Source organism: Mesosutterella porci, assembly GCF_022134585.1.
Taxonomy (GTDB): domain Bacteria; phylum Pseudomonadota; class Gammaproteobacteria; order Burkholderiales; family Burkholderiaceae_F; genus Mesosutterella; species Mesosutterella porci.
The window spans coordinates 137,812-151,210 of sequence record NZ_JAKNCT010000005.1; the positions used below are offsets into that span (position 1 = coordinate 137,812).

The window sequence follows — 13,399 nt, forward strand, 5'->3', positions numbered from 1 at the left end:
CCTTATTTCTCAATGGTTTTATCGGAGCGCACGAGCGACTCGCTGAAGCGCTCCATCGTGCCCGCGGCGGAGTTGAGCTCCGCCCAGGCGACGACGAATCGATAGGCCGCCACCTTCTGCTCGACCCGCGCTCCGGTGAGCTTGGTGCGGGCGTCCCAGACTTCGTTCGCAGTCGACAGGCCCGTCGCGAAGGCTGACTCGCGCATGCGCAGGTTCTCCGCCGCAAGATCCACGGTGCTGCGCGTGAGCTCGTACTGGCTCTGCATCTGCGTCGTGCGAAGCCACGCCACCTCGACTCCGGTGAGCAGCTGGTTTCTCGCCTCGGCGGTCCCCGCCTCGGCCTTCGCCCGGGTGGCGCGCGCCGAGGCGATCGAGGCGTTGCGGTCGCGGTTGTTCCACAGCGTGTAGGACACTCCCACCCCCGCGATCCAGTCCGGCTCGGTGAGCGTGAGGTAGTGCTTGATCACGTTTTTCGCTCCGAAGGCGTATAGAGTCGGCTTCCAGGCGCCGCGAGCGGCCCGCAGAAGCTGTTCGGCCTGTTCGGTCTTCGCTCCGTAGGCGGCGAGAACCGGGCTGGTGGCGAGGGCCTGGTCCTGCCAGTGCCTGAGCGGCTCAATTGGTCCGCAGAGAACGAAAAGCGGGGTGGACAGGCCCCCGAGGCTGCCCTCTCGCAGCAGACGCCCGAGCTTGGCCTCGGCCACCTTCTGGTCGGACTGAGCGGCAAGCAGCTCGCGCCTTGCCTTGTCGCGGTTCACTTCGACGGAGAGCCGCTCAAGCCGGCTCACCGTTCCGGCGCGCTCAAACCCCCGGGCCCGGCGCACCTCGCGCTCCTGGTCCTCGAGCGCCTCCTCGCGCAGCTTCGTAATCGAGCGGGCGAGCTGGACGGCGAAGTACTTTCGCGCCAGCTCGGTGTCGAGCCTGTCGTTCTCGTTCTGCAGGCTGTCCTTCGCCTCGCGCGCCGCGGCCTCGCTCGCCTTCTGGCGCGCCTCGATGCGGCCGCCGGTGTAAATCGGCCAGTAGCCCTCGAGCGTCACGCGCGGGCCGTCCAGGTCCGTCTTGGCGTGCAGCGGGATGCGAAGCCCCGAAAGCCCTTCACGCAGCCCCTGGGGAAGCCCCTGCAGGGCCTGTCCCAGAGCCGGGCTCGAAGAAAGCGCCCTGGAGGCCGCGCCTCCGACGTCAAGCGTCCCGTAATCAATGGTCTTCGTGCCCCAGTCATACTGGGTGTTCACGACAATCTTCGGCTGCGAGAGGCTGCGATCGGCCTCGGCCGCCTGCTGCCGGGCCTCCAACTCCGCCTCGCTCGCGCGCAGGCGGTCCGAGCGCCCCCGCAGCAGCGCGCGGGCTTCCTGGAAGGCAAGCCCCCGGACGGCGCTGCCGCGGGCGATCGCCGAAAGGGATTCTGCCGGCGCAGCGGCCTCAGAGGCCGAAGCGCAGCCGCAGGCCGATGCGCACAGGAGCGCGGCCAGCAGCGGCTGCAGAGCGAGGCTGTTTTTCATTTTTGTTTTCCGCATCCGCGGCTTGGGTGAAAATTTTCTTATAAAATGCTGCCCACCATCTTACGGCTTTCCGGCCGGCGGATGCGGATTTTAGCTTTTTATTTGCGTCTGTATTGATTAGTCCCTGCTAATATGGGCGTCAAAAGCCCGGCCGGGCCGGGCTAAAAAGCCTAGGTCTCTTCTTAAATAAGTGTTAAATTCTTTTTCAATCAGCCGCACTGCGTAAGGAAGCCCCCCTCTTTAGAGCGGGCGCGCCCCCCGCAGAGCGGCCCTGAAGCACCTTATCCGTTACATGAGTAAAGGACAGAACATGGAGAACATTTTCCAGGAACCCGATTTTGATCCGGACACTCGCAGGAACCTCGGCCCCCTCAAGCACCTTGCCGGAGTCTGGGAGGGCAAGCTCGGCGAAGACACCCATCCGGAGGAAAGCGGCCCGGTGACCGAGCCGTACGTCGAACGCTGGGAGTTTGAGGTGATTGACCCGCAGACCAACGGCCCGCAGCTCTTTTACGGTCTGCGCTACCACCAGCACGTGACCCGTCCGGGCGAGCTCGAGGCCTTCCACGACCAGGTGGGCTACCTGCTCTGGGAGCCGGCGACCAAGCGGCTCTACATGACGGCCTCCATTCCGCGCGGCCAGACGGTGCTCGCCGTCGGCACGACCGAGGAGAACGCCCTGGAGTGGAGCGTTCAGGCCGCCAAAGGCGACGAGGTGAGCGGCATCCTCTCCAACCCCTTCCTCGAGAAGAACTTCAACACCGTGGGCTTCAGCTTCAAGCTGACCTACAACGACGACGGCACCGTGAGTTACGAAGAGACGACGGTTCTCAAGGTGGCGGGCAGCGACCAGGCTTTCCTGCACACCGACCGCGACACGCTCCGGCTGGTCGAGGCCCCCGTCGCGCTCAACCCGTCGGCCATCCAGGCCGGCAAGTGGTCGAAGCGTTGATTCCTAGCCGCCTTTTGATGTCGGAATCCGGCCGCCTCAGGCGCGGCCGGAAACGACAAAGCCCGGCTCCCCCTCTGGCGGGGCGCCGGGCTTTTTCGCTCAAGGGGCCGGAAAACGGACGCCTCAGGCGCTCGCCTTCTCCCTTCTCGGTGCGGTCCCGAGCCTGCACTTCGACTCGACGAAGAACTTCCGCTCGAGGAACTCGCCCTGCTTGCCGATGTTAAAGGACTGAACCGGACGATGGTAGCCCATCACACGGGTCCAGACTTCGCACTTCTGCCGCTCGCTGTCCTTCAGCTCGATTTCACTCATCTTTTTTCCTCCGGGGAACGCACCCGCCCCACGGCGGGCCGCATCCCCTCTATATTCTTAAAGACCCAATTTATTGGGTCAGCTCCAAAAGAATACCACAATCTATTGCCGACCGAACCCTCCGAAAGGGGGATCCGGTGCCCCCGCCCCGCGGCTCAGCTCCCGGGCGACGGGATGAAGCTGAGCGCCACCTCCTCGTTCGAGGTCCGCCCGAAGCCGGGCAGGCTCATGATGACCCTGCGGCCGTAGGAATGCCACTTGTCGAAGGCCCTCGGGTCGCACAGGATCAGCACGCCCCGGTCGGTTTCGCTGCGGATCAGGCGCCCCGCGCCCTGACGCAGCGCCGTCACCATTTCCGGCACCTGGTAGTCGAGGAAGGGGCTGCCGCCGTTTTGCTCGATCCACTCGCGGCGCGCCGCGACCACCGGATCGTCGGGCGGCGCGAAGGGAAACTTGTCGATCACGACGATCGAAAGCGCGTCGCCCTTGATGTCGATGCCTTCCCAGAAGCTCATTGAGCCAACGAGGACCGCGTGCTTTTCCTCGCGGTACTGCTCGAGCAGCCCTTTTCGGGTGCCGCTGCCCTGGCGAAGCACCCGCAGCTGCACCCCGGCCTCGAGCGCGAGGGACTCGAGCCGGTCGGCCACCGCCTCCACCGCCTTCAGGCTCGTGCACAGGAAAAAGGCGCGCCCCCCGGCCTTGCGCACGAACGGCCAGGCGCACTCCGCCACGAACTGCGAGAAGCCTGGCGCGCGTGGATCGGCGGGCAGCCCCTTCGGAATGTAGAGCGCCGCATGCGTGGCAAAGTCAAAGGGGGACTCCCAGGCCGCGGTCTTCGCGTCCTCGAGCCCGAGCTCGGTGAGAAAGTGCGTGAAGTCGCCCGCGGTCGAGAGCGTGGCCGAGGTGAGCACCCAGGCCTCGCCCTTCTCCTCGCGGATCGCGCGGATTTTATCCCCCACGGAGAGCGGCGTGTCGCAGAGCCTCAGCCCCAGCTTGCCCATCTGCAGCCAGCGCACATGCGGGACGCTCCCGTCTTCGCTCCGGGGCTCCCCGTCCCGGATGAAGGCGTTCCACGAGTCGGCCTGCTCCATGTAGCCCGCGCAGCGCGGCAGCAGCAGGTCGAGGTCGGGGTCGCGGCCCGCATTCTCCGAGAGCGCGGCGGCCAGCTGCGAGAGCTTCGAAGAGAGCCTGGCAAGCGGCCCGGAGAGCCCCCCGAGCTCCTTTTCCCCGGCCCTCACCCGGGCGCCCTCCTCAAGCCCGAGGCTGTCGGCCGCCGCGGCCGGAATCTCCTTGGCCGCGAGGCTCACCGCCTGCGTGAGCTCGTCCCAGCGGGCCCCGCCCGGCGCCTTCGTCTTGGCCAGCAGCAGCGCCTCGCGCGCGAAGTCCACCACCGAATAGGTCGAGAAGACCTTGCCGAAGAAGTCCGTTGCGATCGCGGGCAGCTGGTGCGCTTCGTCGATCACGGTGACGGGCATGGCGGGCAGCAGCTCCTCGGCCCCCTCCTCCCCGATCGCAAGCGAGGAAAGAAAGAGGTGGTGGTTCACGACGAGGATGTCAGAGGCCCGGGCGTGCTTTCTCGCCTTGTTGAGAAAGCAGTCCTTGAAGAAAGGGCACTTCTGCCCGGTGCAGTTGTCCCTCGTCGAGGTAACGAGCGGCCAGATCGGGTCGTTTTCAGGAATGTGGACGAGTTCCGAGCGATCCCCCGCGGCATTCGTTTCGGCGAAAATCCGGATGTCGCGCAGGTAGGCCACGTCCTCGCGCGTCGGAAGCCGCTGCACCTCCCGCAGCCGCTTGAGGCAGATGTAGTTCGAGCGACCCTTGAGGATCGCGCAGTCGGCCTGCAGCCGCAGCGCCCGAAGAATCTGCGGCAGGTCCTTGCCGAAAAGCTGGTCCTGCAGGGGCTTGCCCGCGGTGGAGACCAGGATTCGGACTCCGGCCAGAAGAGCCGGCACCAGGTAGGCGAAGGTCTTGCCGGTGCCGGTGCCGGCCTCCGCGACGAGAGTGCCGCGGCTGATGATCGTGCGGGCCACCTCGAGGGCGAAGTCGCGCTGGCTGTCGCGGGGGACGAACCCCGGAAGCGCGCGCTGCAGGGCTCCCCCGGGGCTGAAGGCCTCCTGCACTTCGCGCAGGAGCTCCTCCCCGGCCTTGATTTCGTTCCCAAGCGGCATGATGGCGTGCGAACTCCCTTTCCCGAAGATTACTGGAAGGGATTCAGGGACTTCTGACGCTTTTTCTTTTCCTCGTCGTAGCGCTGCTGGGCCTCGGCGCGCTTTTCGCGCTCGGCCTGGGCGTCGGCGCGGCGGCGCTCGCGCTGCTGCTGCAGGCGGGCTCCCTGCTCGGCGGCCTTTTTCTCGCGCTCGGCGGCCTGCTGCTCGCGGCGCTGCGCGGCCTGCTCATAGCTCGGGTCCTCGGCGCGGCGCTGCGCGGCCTTCTGCCGGTTGGCCGCCACGCGCTCCCTGGTCTTTTCAGCGCTCGCGGCACGCTCGGCCGCCTTCTGGCGGTTTTCCTCGGCCTTCGCGCGGCGCTCCGCGAGAGAAGCCTCGCGTTTGGCGGCGTCGGCCTGCGCCTGCAGCTCCTTGCTCTGCTTCTCCAGCGCATCGGCCCGGGCCTTGGCCACGCGCTCTTCGGCCGCGACCTGGCGGCGCAGCCGCTCGTCGGCGTCGGCCTGGCGCCGGGTGGCCCGCTCGATGCTGCCCGCGGCGAGGGCGCGCTCCTCGGGCGTGAGCTCGACGCCTTCCTCAATCTTCGCGGCGATCTTCTTGTTCTGCTCCTTCTCCGTGTTTTCCGCGCGGATGAAGTTCTTCGCCTCGAGCTCCACGCGGCGGAACTCCTTCTCGCGGTTAAAGCGCGCGGTGCGAACCCGCTCCCAGCAGTTCGAGACGAGGAAATGCCCGATGCAGACATCGTGCGCCTCGTCTGCCGCACGCTCCATGGCGCTTCTCGAGCGGTCCACGTCCTTCAGCGCCGCCTCGGCCTTGTCGTGGCTCGTGATGGAGCCCTCGGGCCAGCGCTTGAGAATCGAGCGGTTATCGATGCCCGCGGGCAGCTTCGCAAAAAGCGCGTCCCATTTGTCCTTCAGCACCGAAGTCTTCGCCGGCGCGGCCGGATCCTTCGCCGGAGTCGTGGACGCGATCACCGTCCGGGCCTCGGCAGCGGCCCGGTCGAGCTCCTTCATGCGGGCGTTCGCGGCCGAGCGCACGCGGCCCCGGCAGTAGTCCATGAAGATCGTCCCGTCCTTGCAGGCGAGGTGCTTCTTCAGGGCCGCGTCATGGACGCGGCCGCGCAGCTCCTCGATGTCCTTCAGCGCCTGGCGGGCCTGCTCGGGCGTCTGAATCGCCCCCTCGGGCCAGCGCTGCGGAATCTGCCTTTCATCGTAGATGTCGAAGTCCGGCACCGCCTCGTCCCCGTCCGAGGCGGCGTTCTGCGGCCTCTGCCGCGAAACAACGGGAGCCGGGCTCCCTTTTCCCGTGACGATCTGCGAGTCTTCAAGCACGGCCCCCAGGGGCTCGGCCAGAGCGGCCGCGCAGCCAAGCATCGACAGGCAGAAGACGGTGAACTTCATGCGTTGTTTCATGAAAAGCAAACCCAAAAAGAAAACCTTCTGGCAACAGGGGAATTTTAAAGGCATTGGCCAAAGAAAAGAGGGCGCCCTTCGAATCCCTCCCGCGCCGGCCCTGAAAAAGAGCCCTGCGGAAGCCTTTCAGGGGACCGCCCCTTTCGTTAAAATGAACCTATTTACCTTGGCCTCCGGCGCACAGACTCCGCCGGGAGCGGCGAAAGGAGAAACAAAGCTTATGACCTGTCCAGCCAATCACCCCAAACTCAATCCTACGGTGCGCGTCACCATCACCGGCGCGGCCGGCAACATCGGCTATGCGCTGCTTTTCAGGATCGCAAGCGGCGCGGTCTTCGGCCCGAACACGCCGGTGCAGCTGCAGCTGCTCGAGCGCGACAACGAGCAGTCCAAGGCCTCGCTGAACGGCGTGTGCATGGAGCTCTTTGACAGCGCCTTCCCGCTGCTCACCCGCGTGATCACGACGACCGATCCGCTCGAAGCCTTCGAAAAGACCCAGGCGGCCTTCCTCGTGGGCTCCATGCCCCGCGGCCCCGGCATGGCCCGCTCGGACCTGCTGCTCGCCAACGGCCCGATCTTCCAGAGCCAGGGCGAGGCCCTCGACCAGACGGCGGACCGCAACGTGAAGGTGCTGGTGGTGGGCAACCCCTGCAACACGAACGCCTACATTGCGATGCACAACGCCCCGTCGCTCTCGCCCAAGTGCTTCAGCGCCATGATGCGCCTGGACCACAACCGCGCAGTCGCGCAGCTCGCGCAGAAGACCGGAAAGCCCGTGTGCTCCATCTCCGGGCTCAAGGTCTGGGGCAACCACTCGAACTCCATGTACCCCGACATCTCCCAGTGCACGATCGCCGGCGTCAAGGCGACGGAGCTCGTTGACGAGGCCTGGTACAACGACTACTTCCTGCCCACCGTCTCGAAGCGCGGCAGCGCCATCATCAAGGCGCGCGGCAAGTCCTCCGCGGCCTCCGCCGCCTCGGCCGCCATCGACCACATGCGCGACTGGTGGAACGGCTCGAACGGCCGCATCGTCACGATGGCCGTTCCCTCCGACGGCTCCTACGGCGTGCCCGAAGGCCTGGTCTGCGGCTTCCCCTGCATCTGCACCGGAGGCGGCGAGTACGAGATCGTGAAGGACCTGCCGATCACCGCCTCGGGACGCGCAAGGCTCGACGCGACGATCGCCGAGCTCGTAAAAGAGCACGACACGGTCGCCCAGCTCTGCGAATAAAGAAGCACGATCCCTTGCGGCGCCCCGTCCGACGGGGCGCCCGTCCTTCGCCTGCCGGGCGATTCTCCGGCAGGCGATGTTTTTTCCCAAGACTCATGCCCAAAAGCTCAGAAATAAAGGCATTCCTCGGCCTCCTGCGCTCAGGCGGCGAGAGCGCGCCATTCCCGAAAGGCCTCCCCGCGGCGGTGATCGACACCAATGTGCTCATGGACTTCTGGCATTTCAGGGATCCGCAGGCCCTGCCCCTGCTCGCACTGCTCGAGGCTGGGGCCTTCACGGCGGTCCGCGACGAGGACACAGAAAACGAATTCGCGGAGGTTCTCGGCCGGCCGCAGTTCGGCGAGCCCCTCGAGCGTCAGAAGGAGATCCTCGGGCGCTGGCACCGGCTCGCGCGGCCCGCGCCGGGGCGCGCCCGCTCGCCCTTCGGCTGCCGCGACCCCCTCGACCAGAAGCTCTTCGACCTCGCGGAGGCCGCGGGCGCGAGCCTGATCATCACCAAGGACCGCCTGGTGCTGAAGGCCGGGCGGAAAACCGCACGGGCAGGGCTGCGGATCCTCACGCCGGCTCAGGCCGTCGAAGCGCTCGGGGAAACCCAGGGGTAAGGGGCCGGACTTTTTTCAGGCCTCTCCGGACTCCCCGGAGGGTTTCTGAGGAGCTTCGGCCGCCGCCTGCCCGCCGTTCTCGAGCGCCCCGGGGCGCTCCGGGGCCTCGATGCCCTCGAGGCTGCGGCTCATCCGGCGCGTGCGGCTCTGCACGCGGTTCACGGCCTCCTCGGCCTGGGAGAGCTTTTTCTGCACTGAGTCCATGGCGCCCGCGAAGACCGCGAACTCCGACTTCACGGCCGCGAGAAGCTTCCAGACCTCGGCGGAGCGCTCCTGCACCGCAAGCGTCCGGAACCCGACCTGAAGGGAGTTGAGAAGAGCGGCGGTCACCGTGGGGCCGGCGGGCATCACGTGCAGCTCGCGCTGCAGCTTCTCAGCGAGCCCGGGCATGCGGAGCAGCTCGGCATAGAGGTTCTCCGTAGGCAGGAACATCACGGCGAAGGCCGTGGTCTCGGGCGCGCGCAGGTACTTCGAGGAAATGTCCTTCGCCTCGGACTCGAAACGGGTCCGAAGCGCCTTCTGTGCAGCCTGCTCCATTTCCCGGTCGCCCGAGGAGCGCGCGTCCTCAAGCCGCTCCCAGTCCTCGCGCGGGAACTTGGAGTCGATCGGCAGCCAGACCGTCTCGCCCGGGGCGGCGCCGGGCATCTTCAGCGCGAACTCCACCCGCCTGCCGGATCCGGGCACCGTCTCGACGTTCTCGGCGTACTGTCCGGGAGCGAGGAACTGGGAAAGGATCGCGCCGAGCTGCACCTCGCCCAGGGTGCCGCGGACCTTGACGTTGGTCATCACGCGCGTGAGCGTGTCGACGCTGCCCGCGAGGGAACGCATTTCGCCGAGCCCCTTTTCCACCTCGCCCAGCTGAGCGGCCAGCAGCCGGAAATGTTCGTTGAGGCGCGACTGCAGAACCGTCTCCATCTTCTCCTCGACCGTCGCGCGCATCGCCTCGAGCTTTTCCTCGTTGGAGGCCCGCAGCGTCGAGAGCTGCGCGTTGACGGCCTGGCTCACGGAGGCGAAGTTCTCGGCAAACGCCCGGGTCATTCCGGCCAGCTGCCGGTTCTGCACGTCGGAGAGCCCCTGGGCCTGCCGCAGCATCGACTCGCGCATCTGGTCGATCGAGCCGCGCAGCAGGCTGTCGGCCTGGGCGAGCCTCATCTGAAGCCGGTTGTCGCGGGCCTCAGCCGCCTCGGCCTCGCGCCCGAGCCCCTCCTGGAGCGCCTCGAGGAGCCCGCGCCGCAGCTCCTCGCGGTCCCGCCGCAGCCGCAGCGCGAAAACGAAGGCAGGCGCCGCCGCGAGCGCCAGAAGGATCAGAACGACATAGAGGGGGATGCTGGGCATGAGGAAGGCCTGATGAAAAAGGATTCAAACGGGAACGCCGCGCTCCAGATCTTAGCCTGCAGCGCAGGCGGGAGCGATGTTTTTTTGAGGATCCGGGGCCTTTTTCACCCCTTTGAAGGAGCGCCCACGGGAAAAGCAGGCAAAACGAAACCCCGGCCTGAAAACACAGACCGGGGTTCTGAATTAATCTTCAGCTACACCGCCTGGGTGCAGTCTTCCAGATTAGTTCTTGGCAGCGGCAGAAGAAGCCGGAGCAGAGGCAGCAGCGGAAGAGGCCGGAGCGGAGGCAGCGGCGGAAGAAGCAGCCATCGAATCAGCGGCGGAAGAAGCCGGAGCGGAAGCGGCCATGGAAGAAGCCGGGGCGGAAGCAGCGGCGGAAGAGGCCGGAGCGGAAGCGGGCTTCGAGCAGGCAACAGCCATCATGGCAACGGCAGCGGCAGCGACGATCTTAAGAGCGGTATTCATCGGTATACACCTCAAAAACGTCCATCTAGGATGGAATTGAAATTTATCATTTGTTCCTCCCAGAAGTGACGGTAGATAAATTACCCGCTTCATTTCTGGTGAACGACGTCATTCTTCCACGTCCGAGGGATGCTTGCAAGTGAAATTAGAACAAACACCAATCGGATAAAACCCTGAAAAAACGGAGCGTTCCGAGGAAACTTCGTTTCCCATCGCCGGACGGTTTTCCGCCGGTTAAAACCCTTTTGGAACAGTTCCAAAAGGGTTGGGATTCGTGGTGCGCCCGGTAGGATTCGAACCCGCGACCCCCTGGTTCGTAGCCAGGTGCTCTATCCAACTGAGCTACGGGCGCGCACGGATGGGGCATATTACTGGTAAAAAGAAAGCTTGTCAATAAAATGGCACAAACGGAGTACCGCCTTTGGGGGATTCTCTTTCCCCAACGCCTGAAAAACCGCGCGGCCGGAGCCTGGCGCCGGCTCTCTGCCCGCCCGGGCGCTGCCGCGCAGGGGGAAAGGAAGCCGTCCGGCCCGGGCCGGAGAGCCGGGTCCAGAGCCCCGCCCTCGACCGACCGGTTTAAGACGATGGCATGAAATACATAAACCGCATGATTATTTATTAAAAATAACAATTAGCTATTTATCGCCCGACTTCTTAAACTCAGGCAAAGGCGCGGATGTCCCGCGCGCTCTGATCAGGGAGACATTCCATCATGACGAGTTTTTCCAGACGCTCTGTCCTCATGGCCGCCGCAGCCGCGGGACTGACCGGCGAGGCCTCGGCCTCCGCCCCGCAGGGGGCCGGCCCGGATCCTGAGCTTGACGCGATCCGGCGGCGGCTCCTTACTTTAAAGAGCCGCGGCCCCAGCCTTTCCACGGATCAGAAATACTGTGTGCTGCTTGCCGTGGTGACCGCCGGAGGCACCCCAGGGGAAGCGGAGCTGCTCACCCGGCTCGCGCTCCGCGACGGGGTCTCCCCCGAGGTCATCCATGAAAGCATCTTCCAGACTTCGCCCTACAGCGGACTCGCCCGGGCCGACGCCGCGCTGCGCGCTGCGGCTCTCGCCCTGCGGGCCTCGGGCAGGAGCTTCCCCCAGGGGCTCTCCACGACCGACGACTCGAACCGCTTCAGCAAGGGGCTTGAAGTCCAGAAGAAGATCTTCGGGGCGGCCATCGACAAGATGCACCAGTCAGCGGCCGACGCCGAGCGGGCGCTCATCGTGGACGACCTGACCGGGTGGTGCTTCGGCGACTACTACACCCGAAAGGGGCTTGCGATCCGCGAGCGGGAACTCGTCACCTTTGCCGCTATCGCGGCGCTGGGCGGCTGCGAGCCGCAGCTTACGGCCCACGCGGGAGCCTGTCTGAGAAGCGGCCTCACCCGGCAGAACCTGATCGACGCCCTCCAGGTCGGGGCCCCCTATCTGGGGTTCCCGAGGACGCTCAACGCCCTGGCCATCGTGAAAAAAGCCTGAAGCGGCTCAGTCTCCGCCGCAAAGCGCTGAGAGCTCGTTCCAGAAAAGCTCGGGCGTACGCGCGAGGCGCCCCTGGCGGCGCCGGATCAGCCGGTGACCGGTTCGGATCTCCGGCTCGATCGGCACAAAGCGGCACTCGGGCGAGGGGCGGATGGCGACGGCGCCCTCGATGCAGACCGCGGCCCCGATGCCCGCCTCAATCAGGGGAAGCGCGTTCGTGACAAGGCTCACCCTGCCCGCCGTGCGCAGCGTCCCGGGCACATTTTCAAACCAGCCGGACACGGCGTCGTCGACAATGCTGCGGTAAGGCAGGATGAGCGGCTGAGCCTTGAGCTCGGCCAGGCTCACGCTGTCGCGCTCCCAAAGCGCGCTGCCCTTCCCGACCAGCGCTCCCCAGCGCTCGGTGACGGGGAACACCTCCGATTCGTACTTCGCCACCTCCACCGGCTCTATCACCACCCCCATGTCCAGAGTGCCGCGGTCGAGCCACGAAGAGATGCTGTCGCTCGTGGCCGACAGGATTTCGAATTCGACCCGCGGGTGCTCCGAGCGCCACCGGGCGATCTCGCGCGCGAGGATTTTCATGGCATTCGATTCGACCACACCGATGCGCACGCGCCCGGCAAGCTCCCCGGAGCGAAGCGCCTGCCGGACCTCTGCCGCGGCGTCTTCGGCCAGCGCCAGAATGGCCGCCGCGCGCTTCTGGAAGAGAAGGCCGCCCTCGGTGAGCGTCACCTGCCGCCTGCTGCGCAGGAACAGCGGCGCTCCGAGCTCCTCCTCGAGCTCCTGGATCTGCCTGGACAGAGCCGGCTGCGACAGGTGAAGGAGTTCAGAGGCGCGCGTGATGTTGCCCGTGCGGCAGACCATTAAAAAAGACTTCAGTACACGCAGGTTCATGAGTGCCTCTCCGCTCTGGCAGGCCGCGGACTTCCGGACCTGCGGGCGCTGTCTTCCGTACCGACCAGGCCGCGGATCCAGGGAATGATCTTGAGCTCCTCGGGAACCACATCCCGCACATAGACGGCCTTGAGCACCCCGGCCACCCTTTCGGCGCAGCGCGGATCCGCCCCCGCCTTCGTGACCACGCTCGCCCGGCGCATCATCTGCGCGCCCGGAACCGGGAAAACCCGCACCTCGCGGGCGAGCTCCGAGTGCTGGGCGAGCGTCGCCGGCTTGGTGACGCCCCAGCCGAGGCCCCTTGCCACAAACTGCAGCAGCAGGGCGTTTTCATTCACCACCAGGCGGCTGGGGAAGACGAAGCCCTGCTCGCTCATGTTCTTCTGCTCCTCGGCGGTCGTGGCGTTCATTTTGGCGCACCTCACATAGGGCAGCCCGCAGGTCTGCAGATCGTGCCAGCCCGGAGCCTCGCCGGAGGCAAGCGGCGCCCCTTTCGGGAAGACAAGCACCATAGGCTCCTCGAACACGAAGTGGAAGGCGAGGTCATTGCGGTTGACGAAGGGGTTCGAGCAGAAAAGCATGTCGAGGTCCCCCGCGTCCATCTGCGCGAGCAGGCTGTAGCTCGCCCCGACCAGAATGGTCATGGAGGAAAAGCCGCTCTTCGCCTCCTGCGCGAGCGCCGAGGAGAAGCTCCAGCTCAGGCTCTCGCAGATGCCGATTCGCAACGGCTGCCGGACGGCGTTCTCGCTCCTGAGGCCCGTGAGCAGATGCGACAGCCTCGCGTGCTCGCCCTTCAGGAATTCCCTCAGGGCCCTGCCCTCCGGGGTGAGCCGCACCGGGCGCACGCTGCGGTCAAGCAGCTCCACGGAGAGATCCGCCTCGAGCGCGGCGACCGAGCGCGAGACCGCGGGCTGGCTTTTTCCCAGCCGGGCCGCGGCTTCCTGGAAGCTCATGGTCTCGCCCAGAACCAGGAAGGCGCGCACGCCCTCCTGCAGGACTCCGGCGGTCACGTCCGGCTGCTTTTCACGGTCCAGCGCTTTCTTTCCCATGTTCAGAAC

The 13,399-nt window shown here is 66.1% G+C and carries 12 protein-coding genes and 1 tRNA gene; 5 read left to right on the forward strand and 8 right to left on the reverse strand.

Features of this window, described 5'->3' with window-relative positions; genetic code table 11:
* Positions 1-2: 2 nt before the first annotated feature.
* A complete protein-coding gene (locus MAF45_RS05315; RefSeq protein ID WP_237978515.1) occupies positions 3-1,496 on the reverse strand; it encodes a TolC family protein in 1,494 nt (497 codons plus the stop codon).
* A gap of 310 nt (positions 1,497-1,806) precedes the next feature.
* Here MAF45_RS05315 and MAF45_RS05320 point away from each other — a divergent pair, with 310 nt between their 5' ends.
* Positions 1,807-2,448, forward strand: coding sequence for a heme-binding beta-barrel domain-containing protein (locus tag MAF45_RS05320; protein WP_237978516.1), 642 nt, complete (start codon positions 1,807-1,809; stop codon positions 2,446-2,448).
* A 123-nt stretch (positions 2,449-2,571) separates the two neighbouring features.
* Here the strand turns inward: MAF45_RS05320 and nrdD are convergent, their stop codons facing one another.
* The 3 genes from nrdD to MAF45_RS05335 all read right to left on the reverse strand — a co-directional run bounded on the left by nrdD (position 2,572) and on the right by MAF45_RS05335 (position 6,334).
* A complete protein-coding gene (gene nrdD / locus MAF45_RS05325; protein WP_237978517.1) occupies positions 2,572-2,760 on the reverse strand; it encodes an anaerobic ribonucleoside-triphosphate reductase in 189 nt (62 codons plus the stop codon).
* 155 nt (positions 2,761-2,915) lie between these two features.
* Entirely contained in the window at positions 2,916-4,928 is a 2,013-nt protein-coding gene (yoaA, locus tag MAF45_RS05330; RefSeq protein WP_237978518.1) for a DNA repair helicase YoaA, read from the reverse strand.
* Positions 4,929-4,957: 29 nt separating this feature from the next.
* Complete coding sequence (locus tag MAF45_RS05335; RefSeq protein ID WP_237978519.1) at positions 4,958-6,334, reverse strand: hypothetical protein; 1,377 nt, start codon at positions 6,332-6,334, stop codon at positions 4,958-4,960.
* Between the two features lie 220 nt (positions 6,335-6,554).
* Here MAF45_RS05335 and MAF45_RS05340 point away from each other — a divergent pair, with 220 nt between their 5' ends.
* The gene (locus MAF45_RS05340; RefSeq protein WP_237978520.1) at positions 6,555-7,568 is read left to right on the forward strand and encodes a malate dehydrogenase; all 1,014 of its coding nucleotides are present in this window, start codon (positions 6,555-6,557) and stop codon (positions 7,566-7,568) included.
* Positions 7,569-7,663: 95 nt separating this feature from the next.
* Positions 7,664-8,170, forward strand: a complete 507-nt coding sequence (locus MAF45_RS05345) for a PIN domain-containing protein (protein WP_237978521.1) — start codon at positions 7,664-7,666, stop codon at positions 8,168-8,170.
* 15 nt (positions 8,171-8,185) lie between these two features.
* Here the strand turns inward: MAF45_RS05345 and MAF45_RS05350 are convergent, their stop codons facing one another.
* The gene (locus MAF45_RS05350; protein WP_237978522.1) at positions 8,186-9,505 is read right to left on the reverse strand and encodes a DNA recombination protein RmuC; all 1,320 of its coding nucleotides are present in this window, start codon (positions 9,503-9,505) and stop codon (positions 8,186-8,188) included.
* Between the two features lie 229 nt (positions 9,506-9,734).
* On the opposite strand from MAF45_RS05350, the gene MAF45_RS05355 reads away from it, so the two are divergent.
* Positions 9,735-10,010, forward strand: a complete 276-nt coding sequence (locus tag MAF45_RS05355; protein ID WP_237978523.1) for a hypothetical protein — start codon at positions 9,735-9,737, stop codon at positions 10,008-10,010.
* Positions 10,011-10,245: 235 nt separating this feature from the next.
* Here the strand turns inward: MAF45_RS05355 and MAF45_RS05360 are convergent.
* Positions 10,246-10,322, reverse strand: a tRNA-Arg gene (locus tag MAF45_RS05360).
* A 360-nt stretch (positions 10,323-10,682) separates the two neighbouring features.
* On the opposite strand from MAF45_RS05360, the gene MAF45_RS05365 reads away from it, so the two are divergent.
* Positions 10,683-11,444, forward strand: coding sequence for a carboxymuconolactone decarboxylase family protein (locus tag MAF45_RS05365; protein ID WP_237978524.1), 762 nt, complete (start codon positions 10,683-10,685; stop codon positions 11,442-11,444).
* Positions 11,445-11,450: 6 nt separating this feature from the next.
* On the opposite strand, the gene MAF45_RS05370 is transcribed toward MAF45_RS05365, so the two are convergent.
* Together MAF45_RS05370 and MAF45_RS05375 are read right to left on the reverse strand one after the other, a co-directional pair.
* Positions 11,451-12,341 (reverse strand): LysR family transcriptional regulator, encoded by an 891-nt coding sequence (locus MAF45_RS05370; RefSeq protein ID WP_237978525.1) that lies wholly within the window; start codon positions 12,339-12,341, stop codon positions 11,451-11,453.
* Complete coding sequence (locus tag MAF45_RS05375; RefSeq protein ID WP_237978526.1) at positions 12,338-13,390, reverse strand: LysR family transcriptional regulator; 1,053 nt, start codon at positions 13,388-13,390, stop codon at positions 12,338-12,340. Before MAF45_RS05375 ends, MAF45_RS05370 begins: the two co-directional genes overlap by 4 nt.
* Between the last annotated feature and the right edge of the window lie 9 nt (positions 13,391-13,399).